We start from the raw sequence: 14,116 nt of genomic DNA, 5'->3' as shown, positions 1-14,116 counted from the left end.
TCTCAGCATGAGAACCTTGTTCTGGGGCTTTTTGTATGCAAGAAAAATCCGTTTACAATTTCTTAACATTGCCTTTATATGTCCTCAACAAATACCGTTTATAGTAGGGAATGTAAACAAAACAAACATAAATTCTAGGGGGAAATAACGTAATGAGAAATTGGAAATTTGCAATGGCGTCTACAATTCTTGGTTCGGCTTTAATTCTTGGTGCATGTGGCGGCACAGATGACACCGGTACTGAATCAGAAGAAACAGGTTCAGGCACTGCTGGAGATGAAGCAGCAGCAGTTGAAGGTTCTGTAATTGGTGATGGATCTTCTACCGTAGCACCAATTCTTGAAGGAATCGTTGAAGAATATGCTGGAGCTCAGCCAGATGTTCAAGTTACAGTAGGTGTTTCCGGTACAGGCGGAGGCTTCGAAAAATTTGTAGCTGGTGAAACTGATTTCTCAAATGCTTCTCGTCCTATAGAGGAAGAAGAAATTGCAGCACTTGAAGAAGCAGGAATCGAATATACAGAATTCCTTTTGGCTTATGACGGTTTGTCAGTTGTCGTCAATCAGGAAAATGACTTTGTTGACAACCTGACAGTTGATCAATTGAAGCAGCTTTGGGTAGAAGATGGCACGACGAAAATGTGGTCTGACATCGATCCAGAATGGCCGGAAGAAGAAATTGTCTTCTACGCACCAGGAACAGCTTCAGGTACTTATGATTACTTTAACGAAGTCATTCTAGAAGATGAAGACATTGTCAGCTCAGCTACACTTTCAGAAGATGACAACACGTTAGTTCAAGGACTTCAGGGAGATGCTAACGCAATCGGATTCTTCGGTTATGCTTACTATATTGCTAACCAGGATACGTTGAAATTGGTATCAATCGATGGAATTGAGCCAAATGATGAAACAATCGAGTCTGGCGAGTATGCACCATTATCACGTCCACTGTTCGTTTATGGCAAAAACTCATCAATTGCTGAAAATGAAGCAGTATATGATTTCATGCAATACACAATTGAAAATTCAGGTGAAATGGCAGAAGCAGTGGGCTATGTAGCTTTGAATGAAGAAGATTATGATGCTGGTTTAGCAGATCTTGAAGCGTTAAAAGAATAAAAATAACGAACAGTTTAGTCCAGTCTAAGGGTGAGCAGCCACTGCTCACCTTTTGCGGTTGAAAGGGGATTCTATATGCGGCAATCTGTGCAGGAAATGATCGCGCAGTCGAAGGGCAAGAAGAACAAAAAAATAATCGAAAAAATTATTCCAATTATTCTATTTTTGATTGCTTCTGTTTCGGTTTTGACATCTATCGGGATTGTTTTAACATTAATATTTGAAACTATCACATTCTTTACACGTGTACCGTTCTTTGACTTTATTACAGGAACCACTTGGTTGCCATTCTCTACTAATGAAGCTCAGTTTGGTATTTGGCCATTAATCATTGGTACGCTGAAAATAACGGCAATTGCAGTCGTCGTAGCTGTTCCAATCGGTATTTCAGCTGCAATTTACTTGAGTGAATATGCAAGCGAGAATGTTCGGCGTGTTATAAAGCCAATTCTTGAAATATTGGCAGGTGTACCAACAATTGTTTATGGGTTCTTTGCTTTAACGTTTGTTACGCCGGTTCTTCAAGCAATTTATCCGGATATTAAAATTTTCAATGCAATTTCTCCTGGTATTGTTGTTGGTATCATGATCATTCCGATGATTGCTTCGTTATCTGAAGACGCCATGTCTTCTGTGCCAAAAAGCATTCGTGAAGGTGCTTTGGCAATGGGGTCGACTAAGTTTGAAGTGGCTTGGAAAATTACGATACCTGCTGCACTTTCAGGAATTGTAGCATCAGTCGTTTTGGCGGTATCAAGAGCAATTGGTGAAACTATGATCGTATCACTTGCTGCAGGATCAACGCCAAGGTTCGACGGAGATTTTACCGGTTCAATTCAGACAATGACAGCTTATATTGTTCAGGTATCAAAAGGGGATGCTGGATATGGCACAACAATTTACTACTCCATATACGCGGTAGGATTTACGCTTTTCCTCTTTACCATGGCTATGAACATCCTTGCCGGCTACGTATCCAAACGTTTCAGGGAGGAATACTAATATGAGATATATTGAACAACAAACAGTGGTTAAACGGATGAATGGCAGGTTGATTGCCAACGCCATTTTCAAATACATCTTTCTTGCTGCTACTTTACTGGCTCTATTGGCATTGGTCGTTTTACTTTTCCGGATTGTATCGCAAGGAGCAGGAAATTTATCTTTTGAATTCCTAAATAGCTTTGCTTCACGTTTCCCGGACCAGGCAGGCATTAAAGCGGCCCTAGTTGGTTCGCTTTGGCTGATGATGGTCGTCGCGCCAACATCGATCATCCTGGGTGTCGGATCAGCAATTTATTTGGAAGAATACGCAAAACAAAATCGCATCACTAACTTTATTCGCATGAACATCTCGAACTTAGCGGGCGTTCCATCTGTTGTATTCGGATTGCTTGGATTAACCATTTTCGTTCGTGCGATGGCATTAGGCAACAGTATTTTAGCAGCAGGATTTACAATGAGCTTGTTGATCTTGCCAGTTATTATCGTTGCCGCACAGGAAGCGATTCGTGCAGTTCCAGGTGAACTTCGCGATGCTTCTTACGGGATGGGTGCCACTAAATGGCAAACCATTGTCAACATCATATTGCCGGCAGCGATTCCAGGAATCTTGACGGGAAGCATTTTGGCTCTGTCACGTGCTATCGGGGAAACAGCACCATTGATCGTTATTGGTGTACCCGTCATCATTCAGTTTTTGCCAGCAGGCGTTATGGATACATTCACTGCTTTGCCAATGCAAATCTACGATTGGTCAAGCCGTCCGCAGCAAGAGTTCCAAGCTGTGGCCGCAGCCGGAATTATCGTTTTGATGGCAGTTTTGCTGTTCATGAATTCGATTGCGGTTATCATCCGCAACAAGTTCGATAAACGCTACTAAACGCAAATTATGTGGAAGGGGTTCTACAAATGACAACTATTATTACAAATAAATCCGAGTCTGGCACAACGCCAGACCAAACAGCAAAAAAAGCGGTTTATGAGACCAAGCAGCTTAACCTCTGGTATGGCAGCAACCATGCCTTGAAAAATATTGATCTGGAAATTATGGAAAACGAAGTTACTGCGATTATCGGACCATCCGGATGTGGTAAATCAACCTACATCAAAACATTAAATCGCATGGTTGAATTGGTCACTTCCGTTAAGACATCTGGAGAGATTCTTTACCGTGGACGCAATATCTTTGATCAGGATTACGGAGTGGAAGAACTTCGTACGCGTGTCGGCATGGTTTTCCAAAAGCCAAATCCGTTCCCGAAATCCATTTATGACAACGTAGCATATGGCCCGCGTATTCACGGCATCAAAAACAAGAAAATTCTTGATGAAATTGTAGAGAAAAGTTTGCGTGGAGCAGCTATTTGGGATGAAGTAAAAGATCGACTTAACGAAAATGCCTACAGCATTTCCGGCGGACAGCAGCAGCGTATTTGTATCGCGCGCGCACTGGCGATCGAGCCGGACGTCATCTTAATGGATGAACCGACATCGGCATTGGATCCTATTTCAACATTAAAAGTGGAAGAATTGGTCCAGGAACTGAAAAAAGATTACAGCATTATCATCGTTACGCACAACATGCAACAAGCAGCACGGATTTCAGATAAAACCGCGTTCTTCTTGAATGGAGAAGTGGTGGAGTTTGACCATACCGATACCATTTTTTCAAACCCTTCCGACAAACGGACGGAAGATTACATTTCTGGCCGATTCGGTTAAGGGAAAAGGAGGCGGAACTTTTGTCTGTACGCGAGAAATTTGAAATCGAACTAAATTCTGTGCAAGAACAATTAATTGAATTAAGCACAATGGCAGTCACTGCCTTGAATAAATCAATGGAAGCTCTAGTGAATCAGGATGTGGATGAAGCGCTTGAAGTCATTGAAGACGATAAAGACATCAATCAGCTGGAAGAATTCCTTAACGACCGAGTGATTTTATTGATCGCTAAGCAGTCTCCGGTTGCCACGGATTTACGGCGCCTGATTGTCACCATTAAAGTGGCATCGGATATGGAACGTGTAGGCGACTATGCGGTTAATATCGCTAAGGAAACTATCCGCATCGGCAACCAGGAGTTGTTGCCGCAGATCATGCAAATTCAACAGATGCAAAAGCTGGCGGTTGCCATGCTTAGTCAAGTTATTGATGCATTTGTTGAAGAAGATGTAGTTAAAGCCAAAGAAATTGCCGAGCTGGATGACCAAGTGGACGAATTGTATGGCGATGTAATCCGCAAGCTGATGTTTGCAGGCGGAGAAAATCCAGACCGTCTCAGCCAGATTACGCAATTGGCGTTTATTAGCCGCTATATGGAGCGTTCTGCAGATCATGCGACCAATATCGCGGAACAATTGTTTTACTTGGTGCGCGGCCAGCATTACGACTTAAATAAGTAAGCAAGAATCTCTATTTGCAGGATTTGCATTTCTCCCGCTTTTAGAGTGAATGAGAAATGCCGGGAGTGAAAACTCTTGGCATTTTTTTAAATTAAGAAAGGTTCAATTAATTGGATTTTTACAGTAGACTTTATGACAGAATATGCTATAATAATTAAGTCGTATAGATCACGCTTATTTACAAACGATCTTTGAAAGAATTAGGAGGGATACCGATGCGTGTTAACATCACTTTAGCTTGTACAGAATGTAGCGAACGTAACTACAGCACTGTTAAAAATAAGCGCAACAACCCTGAGCGTCTTGAAATGAAAAAATATTGCTCACGTGAAAAGAAAATGACAGTACACCGTGAAACGAAGTAATTCCTTGATTGCCAAAACCTCCTGAGGTTTTGGCTTTTTTCTTTGCAAAGGAGCAGGTGCTAATATGGATAAAATAATGCAGCGTAAGCGAATACTCAGTTTGCTCAACAAGATGACTTTAGAAGAATACAGAACCAAGTCCGACAGAATCGTTGAGTTGCTAATGGAAGATCCAGTTTTTTTGAAAGCGGATACTATTGGGATCACCCTGTCTGCGTTCCCGGAAGTAGATACGTTTGGATTGGTTGAGGCGTGTTGGGCAGCAGGAAAGAAAGTCGCTGTACCAAAATGTGATCCTGCAACTCGGGGCATGGATTTTCGGTTGATCGACAGCGTGGACCAGTTGGAAGTCGTATATATGAAACTGCAAGAACCCATTGTTTCCGAAACGCTGTACATACAACCAAGCGCCATCGATTTGTTGATTGTGCCGGGTGTGGTATTTTCCAAGCAAGGCTATCGAATTGGCTTTGGCGGAGGCTATTACGATCGCTTTTTGGCAAACTACAAAGGCATTACAAGATCCTTGGTTTTTGAATGCCAGATTGTAAAAGAAGTTCCAGTAGAAGCACATGACTTGCCTGTCCAAGGCATTTATACAGAATATGGTTTTATTAAAACAGAGGCGGTGGGCAAATGAAAACATTATACGATGTGATGCAATTGCTGAAGCGCTATGGCACAGTTATATACACGGCTGATTACAAAGCAGACTTGGATTTGATGGAAGACGAAGTAAAAGAACTGTATCGGCTGCAATTTATTTCTCCCAAAGAATACGCAACAGCACTGCTTATTCTCCGCCAAAAAAAATCAGAATATGATAAAAAATAAATTAGGTTAGCGAAACTTATTTTGTTTTTGTTCGTCAAAAATGAGGGTAAACACTTTGTATACGAATAAAATACTTTTATACTAGTTTGTTCTGGCGTGCCTCGGTACAAAAGAATAATGGCACAGGCTTTTTCTTTTAAAACAGGGAAGTAGTGCTTGTAACGAACTTACTGTTAACATAAAATATTATAGAATAAATTAGATTAGTGAATAAGGAGGGGGCCGGATATGCTGAAAAAAGAATGGCCAACACATACGATTTTGGCAATTGCCATCATTGCCACATGGCTGAAAACATATATTGTTTACAAAACCAGTTTTTCAATCACGATTGACAACTTCCTGCAGGAATTTATTTTGTTCATTAACCCGTTGAGTATGCTGCTATTCATTTATGGGATTTCGCTGTTTCTCAAGAGCGAGAAAGCAAAAAATCGCTATTTAATTGGAGTGGCAGTCGTCACATCAATTGTGCTATATGGAAATGTAGCATTTTATCGCTTTTTCAGTGATTTTATTACTTTGCCGGTCCTTTTCCAAACTGAGAATTTCGGTGATTTGGGATCAAGTGCAGCAGCCAGTATTTTCTGGACAGATTTGCTGTATTTTTCAGACGTAGTGATTATTTTACTGGCGATCAAATTTATCAAGGTAAAATCGGTCGCCGCTGTTTCTTCCTCGGTACAACGCAAGGCTTACTATATTCTGGCACTCGCCGTCTTGTTCTTTAACTTGGGGCTGGCAGAAGCAGAACGGCCGCAGCTTTTGACGCGAAGCTTTGACCGTGAAATGCTGGTGAAAAACTTGGGGATGTACAATTATCATCTCTACGATGTTTATATTCAATCTAAATCACAAGCACAGCGTGCATTGGCTGATGGTTCGGAATTGGTTGAAGCCAATAACTACGTTCGTGCCAATCAGATTGAACCTTCAGAAGATATGAAGGGAATCGCAGAAGGCCGCAACTTGATTGTCGTCACGTTGGAATCGCTGCAAAGTTTTACAATCAATGGCGAAATGAATGGGCAAACGATTACGCCATTCCTGAACTCCTTGACTGAAGACGAAGACACCATCTATTTTGAAAATTTCTATCACCAAACCGGATTAGGCAAAACATCGGATTCAGAGTTCCTCCTTGAAAATTCTCTTTATCCTTTGAGCGGTGGAGCGGTATTCTTTACGCATAGCGGGAATACTTATAATTCGATGGCAGAAAGCCTTGGCAACAGTGGCTACACGACAAACGTTCAGCATGCCAATACAAAGAGCTTCTGGAATCGTGACATCATGTACGAGTCAATGAATATTGACGAATTTTATGATATCGAAAGTTTTGAAATCGGTGAAGGCGAAACAGTCAACTGGGGGATGAAGGATATTCCGTTTCTGGAGCAATCTGTGGACCATATGACGGAAATGGAGCAGCCTTTTTACAGCCGTTTGCTGACGCTGACCAATCATCATCCATTCACACTGGATGAAGAAGACAAATCGATTCCTGAATTCGATTCAACTTCAGGAACCTTGAACCGGTATTTCCAAACATCGCGCTATTTGGATGAATCACTTGAAGTCTTTTTTGACGAGTTAAAAGCAAGAGGACTGTATGAAAATTCAATTATCGTCATGTACGGTGACCATTACGGAATTTCAGAAAACCATAACGAAGCCATGTCACAGTATTTGGGTGAAGAAGTAACTGACTTTACCTCTGCTGAACTGCAGAAAGTTCCGTTCTTTGTCCACATTCCTGGCTATGGCGAAGGGCACGTCAACGATGAAGTCGGTGGACAAATTGATATGCGTCCGACCATTATGAACTTGATGGGCATCGATACGTCAAAAGACATTGGCTTTGGCGGCGATTTATTCTCAGAGGAGCATGAGGAATTTGTTGCTTTTCGCGATGGGCGTTTTGTAACTGATGAAGTGGTTTACGCAGGAAATGTCTGTTATGACAAAGAAACCGGCGAACCGACGGAGGAAGAGTTGTGCGCACCTTATATTGAGCAGGCGTTTACGGAGCTTGAATATTCCGAGTCGATCATCAATGGTGACTTGCTGCGCTTTTACAATGAAGAAGATGGCCAATTGACGACGATTCCTGAAGCCGAATTAGAACAATGAGGAGAGCGCGCACAGAGCGCCCTCTCTTTTTTTATGGCATAAAAAAAGCTGATGCAATTAACTGCATCAGCTTTTTCCGAATTAATGTAAGCCCGGTGGATAACCGTGTGTAATAATAGTTGCAACAGTGAAGGCGCCGAAAATTACAAACGTTCCAAAGTTAAAAAGAAAGCCGAGGACTTCTTTATTCTTTAGCGTTTGAACAGTGCCGATTGCCGCAAGAACTGCAGTAAGTCCAAAAATAACCATTAACATCCAACTCATCGAATGACACTCCCTTCAACTTAAACAGCCAGTGCCGCTTTGTTCTCTTTATATTGTAAAGAAATTCCTCACTTTTGTCGAGGACAAAAAGTGTCAGTCTGTTGACAGTCCTGAAAAGCGCGGCATGATATAATCGTATGGAGGTGAATAGGATGCTGAAAATCGATCAACTGGAGCTGGGACCTGTCCAGACCAACTGTTACATTATTTCGGACGATCAAAAAGAGTGCTTAATTTTCGATCCGGGGGAAGAAAGCAGCAAAATCCATGCGCTGCTGAAAAAGAAAAACTTAAAGCCAATCGCGATTCTTTTAACACATGCTCATTTTGACCACATTGGCGCAGTAGACGATGTCCGGGAACGCTATTCGATTCCCGTTTATCTGCACCACTTGGAGAAAGATTGGCTAAGCAAGCCGAATTTGAACGGCTCAGGAAAGTATGCAGATTTGCCGGATTACCGGGTTAGAGATGCGGACGTGTTGTTAACGGATGAAAAGAGTTTGAAGATCGGCTCTTTCCAGATGGACATTTTGCACACGCCAGGACATTCTCCGGGGAGTATCAGTTTTTCATTTGGCAACGAAGGCTTCGCAATTGTTGGGGATACACTGTTCCGCGGCAGCATTGGCCGTACAGACCTGATTGACGGTTCTGAGAAGAAGCTGTTGCAGTCCATCCACGACTCGCTGCTGACGCTTCCTGAACATATGATTCTTTACCCGGGACATGGTCCAGAAACGACCCCTGAGCAAGAGAAAAACAGCAATCCGTTCCTTAACGGATTTTAAAAATGGGTAGAACCGAAAACAAAAGGCGCACGGGAAAAATCCCATGCACCTTTTGTTTTTTATTTGTATTGATTAGTGTCCCGCACCAGGAACGTGGATAAATGTAGTGTAATAAGTGAAGCCTACGAAGAACACTGTCAGATAGGCGCCAAAAATATACATATACATGCGTTCAGAAACATTTAAGAATCCAAGAAGAACAAAAAATCCGGTGTTAGCGACCATTAATAATGATACTTCAACCATATCGCCTACATAAAAGAGAACTGCAAATATACCAGTCCACCATCCCATTAACTTGAACATATTATTCATGGGTAATCCCTCCTTTGCCACAACACAATAATCTCTTATTTATTATATAGGAAATAGAGTGAATGTGTAAACAGCGAGTTCATCTTTCTTTGTGACAAACAGGTGTACGGTTATTTGTTGATGCAAAAATCCCGAGTCACGGATAAAGTAAAAGCTTATCAAAAATAGAATTTGGCAGCTATAGGCGTTTCAAAATTTTATTTTGGCAAAAAATATTCCTTTCTGAAAAAGAGCCGGTTATACTATGTGTGAACAGAGATGCAGCCTCTGTTTACAGCAAAACAGGAGGTGGATATGCAATCGATTATTGAGCGCCGCTGTGTTGACCTTCTGCACGACGCGGCAAAAAATGGCACGACAGACATCCACATCAAACCCGAACCATCTTGCTACACCGTTTCGTACCGCTCGTTTCAAAACTTGCGGCAAGTAACCCAACTCCCCTTGGATCTGGGTGATCGCATGATCGCCTACTTCAAATACCTATCCCTTTTAGATATGAGTGAAAAGAGAAAACCCCAAACCGGTTCATTCCAGCTTCCCATCAACGAACGACCTCATTACTTTCGAATCTCGACGTTGCCGTCGGTGTTAACAAAGGAAAGCATTGTTATTCGAATTATGCCGGACAATACCGCAGAGTCCTTGCACCAGCTGGCTGCTTTTCGTGACTCAGCCCGGCTGTTAGAGAAACTATCTGAAGCCTCTCAGGGCCTTATTCTTTTAACAGGACCCACAGGCTGCGGCAAATCAACGACACTTTATTCGCTGCTGAAACATTGTGCTGAAAAACTGAATCGCAATATTATCACCCTCGAAGATCCTGTTGAACGGAAAAACCAGTCGATTCTGCAAATTCAAGTTAATGAAAAAGCAGGACTCAGTTACGCCAGTGGATTAAAAGCGATTCTCCGGCACGATCCGGATATTATTATGATCGGAGAAATCCGAGATTCGGAAACCGCCCAAATTGCTGTGCGGGCAGCCTTGACCGGGCATCTGGTTTTTTCAACGATCCATGCCAGGCATTCTGTCGGCTGCTTGCACCGGCTGCACGATTTAGGCGTTTCCTTTGAAGATATGTCGCAAACACTTATTGCGGTTTCAGCCCAGCGGATCATTCCGATGTTTTCTGATATCAGCCAGTCTGAATCCTGTTATCGTGCGCTCTTTGAAATTCTTGACGGCGAACGACTGGAAGGTGCTCTTCAGTCGGCAAGTTTGAAAAAACCTTATACGCTGCCAGAAGAGCTGTCATTTTCCGGACAGGTCCGGGAAGGAGTGAAGATTGGTGCGATTCAAGCTTCCTATGCGCTCAGCCAACATCCATCTTCGTGACCGTGAACAATTTTTGACGCGTCTGGCCGTTTTGATGAAAGAAGGGTATCTGCTGCCAGTTGCCTTAAATTTATTGCTGCCTATGCATACTTCCAGGTTGAAAGAAGCAACGAACGGCATCACGGTCATTTTAAAGAGCGGCGGAAATGCTGCTGAAATTCTGAAGTATTTAGGATTTAAAGACCATGTGCTGTTTCCAGTGGAAATTGCGGAATATCATGGGCGGCTGCCGGAATCGATTGACAGCATTGCTAAAAGTTTTGCACGGACCGAACAAGTTCAGAAAAAGCTGAAAAATATTTTGATCTATCCTGTATCCTTGTTGATTTTCACTTCTATTCTTTTTTTGTTTTTCCGCACCAGCTATGTGCCGAGCTTAACAGAAATGATGGAGACGCTTCAGCCTGGCGAAGAAGGCAGTGGGATTCCGGCTTATTTACTCAGTCTGCCAGACTTCTTTATCGCATTTTTTATCCTTTTTGCGGTATCGGCATATGTTTTCAGGATTTTGCTGAAAAAACAGGCGATTCAGCAGCAAATCAATTGGCTGCTGGCCGTTCCGGTTCTGCGCGGCTTTATGAAGCTGTACTGGTCGCATTTGTTGGCACGTGAACTCGGCACCTTGCTGCATAGTGGAATATCCATGCAGGAGTCGCTCGATCTGTTGCAGCGCCAAAATTATCACAAAGTGATTCAGTTCATGACTAGTCAGTCTCATGAAGAATTGATGCTGGGCCAATCATTTTCTGCATCTCTCGAACGTTTTTCATTTGTTTCGAGGGACATGCCGGCTTTTGTCCATCACGGAGAAGTGACCGGATATCTCGGGAAAGAATTGATTCTTTACAGCGAAGTGCTGATGGAGCGAATTGAACAGCAGACTCAGCAATTGCTGAGGATCATTCAACCTAGTTTTTTTATTATGATCGCCGTTTGCATCGTCGGTGCATATCTCGCCATTTTGCTGCCGATGTATAACTTAGTCCATACCATTTGAGGAGGAAAACGATGCGCTTTTTAAAAAGTCAAAAAGGATTTACATTGATTGAAATGTTGATTGTTATGCTTATTATCACCGTACTGATTGCCATTGCCATTCCGAATGTCACGAAACAGTCATCAGCTGTTGATGAAAAAGGCTGTAAAGCATTTGTACACATGGTACAAGGCCAAGTTGAATCTTATCGGATGGATTTGAAAGCTGTGCCAACCTTGGCTGACTTAGTGACCGAAGGGTATCTGAAAACTGGAGAAACAGAATGTCCAAATGGCGATGTGGTGAATATTTCGGTTGATGGAGTAGTAACATCCACAAAATCGTCGTAAAAGAGTGGGGGTTTACGCTGCTAGAAATGCTGTTGGTACTCGTTGTGCTGATGACCATCATCGCTATAGCAATCCCGAGTTACCAGACCTTTGCCAGCGCAAAAGAAGAACAGCGTTTTTTCGAACTTCTCAAGCAAGATATCTATTTTGCACAAAGCCAAAGCTATTCTTTACAGAAAACCGCAAAAGTTGTTTTTCGGGAAACCAAAGGTACTTATGAAGTTTTTACTGATTTGCAATCTGTGGTATTGTCACGTGAACTTCCGAAAACGGTGTCACTGAAAAAAACCAGCAACTTAAACGAGGTGTATTTCAATTCAAACGGCTCGGTCGTTGAGTCTGGTACGTTCCGTTTTGCGACCAGCAGTGGAGAAAAAACATTGGTCGTCCATTTAGGGGGAGGTAGGGTGGTGTTTTCTGAATGAGAGAGGAGTGTCTTGGGCGGAAACAATGGTAAGCCTGTTCATGGTCTTCGTCATTTTCGGCAGTCTGCTGCCGGTCATGCTCAGTGTGCAGCAAAGCCTTCATGCAAAGAAAGAGCGCGTCAGTGCTTATGAAACCTTGCACGAAGCCGCACGTCAAATCAGTTCAACAGAAACTGCCAGTGGGCATCGTACAGTTAATGGCACTGTCTACAATTGGCAATTGGCCGATCAATTATGTGTTGAATATGCAGACTACCAAGGAGACCGTGTGCGGGTATGCGCCAATTAGTCCGCGATGAAAAAGGTTTTTCGTTTTTGACAGCCATCTTCGATTTGCTGGTGTTGATGACGCTGTTGCCGCTGATTATATTGTTTTTCGGTTTTGCTGCAAGCTTTACAGAAGACTTGGATCCACAAAAAGCGGAATGGCAACTGTTTACTGTGGACTTGCAAAGCTATTTGACCAATAGCGACTCGCTTGAAATCATAAATGGAGGCACTGGAATCCGCGTTGTTCAGATGGGAGTGGAATACGATATTGAACTGTATACGGATATGATTCGCAAACAAAAAGGCAGTAGAGGCCATGAGGTGATGTTGACTCGGGTAAAGTTATGTAGCTTTTCACTCGTTGGCAATACGCTGAGGGTCCGTACTGAATTCACTACCGGCAGTTTGGAAGAGGCAGAATATGCTTTTACGCAGCCTTAAGAATGAAAAAGGTGCAATTTATCCTGTTGCGATCGTCTTTTTCTTGTCCGCTTTAATGCTGTTCTCTCACATGCTGGCGCATTATGCAATCCAATATAAAACATATGATGGTTTGGAAAATATGCACAGACATGCTACGATACAACTACTGAAGGATATTGAGCAAAAAAAAAATACCTGAGTAGGGGTAAGTATCGGGTGGGTAGGATGAACAGAATATATTTGATTGGATTCATGGGCTGCGGCAAAAGCGCAGTCGGCAGAAGGTTGAGCTTTCTGCTAAAACTACCCTTCTATGACATGGACAAAGAGATTGTCCGGCAGACAGGGAAAACGATTCCTGAAATTTTCGAGCAGCATGGCGAAGCATATTTTCGGGACTTGGAAACACAGTTTTTGCAAAATTTTAAAAACGATCACTGCATTATTTCAACTGGTGGCGGTGTTACCATGCGAAAAGCAAACCAGCGGATCATGAGGAACACGGGACTGGTACTGTTTTTGGATGCACCTTTCCGTGAAATCTGGCGACGGATTCACCGTGATCCGAATCGGCCAATCGTCCGCAAATCCAGTCGTGAGGAAATTGAAGCGCTGCACAAATCCCGCTACCGGGACTATAAACAAACTGCACATATTACCATCCGTACGGAATTTCGGACATTGCGGCAAATTACCCAATATGCAGCTTTTCAAGTGAATCGACTAAAAGGCGAATGAAATGATTTTAATTAATCATTTTGTTCGTCTTTTGTCCTTTTAAAGAAAAAAGATTGCGCTTCCTCTTGAACAATGTTAGGATATATTCAAAGTTATACTATTCTGTATAACGGTTTGGACCAATCATTTTTGATTTGGGCGGATGATTGTACGGGGAGAGAACGCAAATGCGTCGCCGAAGGAGCAAATGACAAAAGTCATGAATCTCTCAGGCAAAAAGACTCGTATAGGACGCATCTCTGGAGAATGCTGCATGGCAGCTACCAAAGAGGAAAGCCATTATGGTAAACTTTCAGGTTCCAGGACAGAGATTTCCCTTTTAAGGGAAATCTCTGTCCTTTTTTCGTGTCTCAGTACATTGTGCTGGCC

20 protein-coding genes and 1 riboswitch are annotated in these 14,116 nt (G+C 42.6%); of the genes, 18 read left to right on the top strand and 2 right to left on the bottom strand.

Annotated features, from left to right (window positions below):
* The first annotated feature begins 152 nt into the window (after nucleotides 1-152).
* The 9 genes from AC4EHK_RS09940 to AC4EHK_RS09900 all read left to right on the top strand — a co-directional run bounded on the left by AC4EHK_RS09940 (nucleotide 153) and on the right by AC4EHK_RS09900 (nucleotide 7,857).
* A complete protein-coding gene (locus AC4EHK_RS09940; RefSeq protein WP_490978635.1) occupies nucleotides 153-1,121 on the top strand; it encodes a PstS family phosphate ABC transporter substrate-binding protein in 969 nt (322 codons plus the stop codon).
* A 75-nt stretch (nucleotides 1,122-1,196) separates the two neighbouring features.
* Nucleotides 1,197-2,123: a phosphate ABC transporter permease subunit PstC gene (pstC, locus tag AC4EHK_RS09935; RefSeq protein ID WP_490978634.1), complete on the top strand. Its 927-nt coding sequence runs from the start codon at nucleotides 1,197-1,199 to the stop codon at nucleotides 2,121-2,123.
* A 1-nt stretch (nucleotide 2,124) separates the two neighbouring features.
* The gene (pstA, locus tag AC4EHK_RS09930; protein WP_490978633.1) at nucleotides 2,125-3,003 is read left to right on the top strand and encodes a phosphate ABC transporter permease PstA; all 879 of its coding nucleotides are present in this window, start codon (nucleotides 2,125-2,127) and stop codon (nucleotides 3,001-3,003) included.
* 29 nt (nucleotides 3,004-3,032) lie between these two features.
* Nucleotides 3,033-3,845, top strand: a complete 813-nt coding sequence (gene pstB / locus AC4EHK_RS09925; protein WP_490978632.1) for a phosphate ABC transporter ATP-binding protein PstB — start codon at nucleotides 3,033-3,035, stop codon at nucleotides 3,843-3,845.
* A gap of 20 nt (nucleotides 3,846-3,865) precedes the next feature.
* The gene (gene phoU, locus AC4EHK_RS09920) at nucleotides 3,866-4,525 is read left to right on the top strand and encodes a phosphate signaling complex protein PhoU (RefSeq protein ID WP_490978631.1); all 660 of its coding nucleotides are present in this window, start codon (nucleotides 3,866-3,868) and stop codon (nucleotides 4,523-4,525) included.
* Nucleotides 4,526-4,740: 215 nt separating this feature from the next.
* Nucleotides 4,741-4,890 (top strand): 50S ribosomal protein L33, encoded by a 150-nt coding sequence (rpmG, locus tag AC4EHK_RS09915; protein ID WP_006830468.1) that lies wholly within the window; start codon nucleotides 4,741-4,743, stop codon nucleotides 4,888-4,890.
* Between the two features lie 64 nt (nucleotides 4,891-4,954).
* Nucleotides 4,955-5,530 carry a 5-formyltetrahydrofolate cyclo-ligase gene (locus tag AC4EHK_RS09910; RefSeq protein WP_490978630.1) on the top strand — a complete coding sequence of 192 codons (576 nt, stop codon included), beginning with the start codon at nucleotides 4,955-4,957 and terminating at the stop codon, nucleotides 5,528-5,530.
* On the top strand, nucleotides 5,527-5,724 hold the full coding sequence (locus AC4EHK_RS09905; protein WP_490978629.1) for a YqgQ family protein: 198 nt from the start codon (nucleotides 5,527-5,529) through the stop codon (nucleotides 5,722-5,724). Before AC4EHK_RS09910 ends, AC4EHK_RS09905 begins: the two co-directional genes overlap by 4 nt.
* 228 nt (nucleotides 5,725-5,952) lie before the next feature.
* Nucleotides 5,953-7,857, top strand: coding sequence for an LTA synthase family protein (locus AC4EHK_RS09900; protein WP_490978628.1), 1,905 nt, complete (start codon nucleotides 5,953-5,955; stop codon nucleotides 7,855-7,857).
* A gap of 81 nt (nucleotides 7,858-7,938) precedes the next feature.
* On the opposite strand, the gene AC4EHK_RS09895 is transcribed toward AC4EHK_RS09900, so the two are convergent.
* Nucleotides 7,939-8,121 carry a DUF2759 domain-containing protein gene (locus AC4EHK_RS09895; protein ID WP_490978627.1) on the bottom strand — a complete coding sequence of 61 codons (183 nt, stop codon included), beginning with the start codon at nucleotides 8,119-8,121 and terminating at the stop codon, nucleotides 7,939-7,941.
* Between the two features lie 152 nt (nucleotides 8,122-8,273).
* On the opposite strand from AC4EHK_RS09895, the gene AC4EHK_RS09890 reads away from it, so the two are divergent.
* Nucleotides 8,274-8,912, top strand: a complete 639-nt coding sequence (locus AC4EHK_RS09890) for an MBL fold metallo-hydrolase (protein ID WP_490978626.1) — start codon at nucleotides 8,274-8,276, stop codon at nucleotides 8,910-8,912.
* A gap of 72 nt (nucleotides 8,913-8,984) precedes the next feature.
* Here the strand turns inward: AC4EHK_RS09890 and AC4EHK_RS09885 are convergent, their stop codons facing one another.
* Nucleotides 8,985-9,227, bottom strand: a complete 243-nt coding sequence (locus tag AC4EHK_RS09885; protein WP_490978625.1) for a DUF2626 domain-containing protein — start codon at nucleotides 9,225-9,227, stop codon at nucleotides 8,985-8,987.
* A gap of 294 nt (nucleotides 9,228-9,521) precedes the next feature.
* Between AC4EHK_RS09885 and comGA the strand changes: the two genes are divergently transcribed.
* The 8 genes from comGA to AC4EHK_RS09845 are packed head-to-tail and all read left to right on the top strand — an operon-like array spanning nucleotide 9,522 to nucleotide 13,747.
* A complete protein-coding gene (gene comGA / locus AC4EHK_RS09880) occupies nucleotides 9,522-10,565 on the top strand; it encodes a competence type IV pilus ATPase ComGA (RefSeq protein ID WP_490978624.1) in 1,044 nt (347 codons plus the stop codon).
* On the top strand, nucleotides 10,519-11,562 hold the full coding sequence (gene comGB, locus AC4EHK_RS09875; RefSeq protein WP_490978623.1) for a competence type IV pilus assembly protein ComGB: 1,044 nt from the start codon (nucleotides 10,519-10,521) through the stop codon (nucleotides 11,560-11,562). Before comGA ends, comGB begins: the two co-directional genes overlap by 47 nt.
* Nucleotides 11,563-11,573: 11 nt before the next feature.
* Nucleotides 11,574-11,891, top strand: a complete 318-nt coding sequence (comGC, locus tag AC4EHK_RS09870) for a competence type IV pilus major pilin ComGC (RefSeq protein WP_490978622.1) — start codon at nucleotides 11,574-11,576, stop codon at nucleotides 11,889-11,891.
* The gene (gene comGD, locus AC4EHK_RS09865; RefSeq protein WP_490978956.1) at nucleotides 11,873-12,316 is read left to right on the top strand and encodes a competence type IV pilus minor pilin ComGD; all 444 of its coding nucleotides are present in this window, start codon (nucleotides 11,873-11,875) and stop codon (nucleotides 12,314-12,316) included. Before comGC ends, comGD begins: the two co-directional genes overlap by 19 nt.
* Nucleotides 12,317-12,323: 7 nt before the next feature.
* A complete protein-coding gene (locus tag AC4EHK_RS09860) occupies nucleotides 12,324-12,605 on the top strand; it encodes a hypothetical protein (protein WP_490978621.1) in 282 nt (93 codons plus the stop codon).
* Nucleotides 12,593-13,027 (top strand): competence type IV pilus minor pilin ComGF, encoded by a 435-nt coding sequence (gene comGF, locus AC4EHK_RS09855; protein WP_490978620.1) that lies wholly within the window; start codon nucleotides 12,593-12,595, stop codon nucleotides 13,025-13,027. The genes AC4EHK_RS09860 and comGF overlap by 13 nt, the downstream gene beginning before the upstream one ends.
* On the top strand, nucleotides 13,008-13,208 hold the full coding sequence (locus AC4EHK_RS09850; RefSeq protein ID WP_490978619.1) for a hypothetical protein: 201 nt from the start codon (nucleotides 13,008-13,010) through the stop codon (nucleotides 13,206-13,208). The genes comGF and AC4EHK_RS09850 overlap by 20 nt, the downstream gene beginning before the upstream one ends.
* 26 nt (nucleotides 13,209-13,234) lie before the next feature.
* Nucleotides 13,235-13,747: a shikimate kinase gene (locus AC4EHK_RS09845; RefSeq protein ID WP_490978618.1), complete on the top strand. Its 513-nt coding sequence runs from the start codon at nucleotides 13,235-13,237 to the stop codon at nucleotides 13,745-13,747.
* Between the two features lie 142 nt (nucleotides 13,748-13,889).
* Nucleotides 13,890-13,981: riboswitch (glycine riboswitch) on the top strand.
* The last annotated feature ends 135 nt before the right edge of the window (nucleotides 13,982-14,116 follow it).

Source organism: Planococcus sp. TJ-307, assembly GCF_058268435.1.
This window is presented reverse-complemented; position numbering and strand designations above follow the sequence as displayed.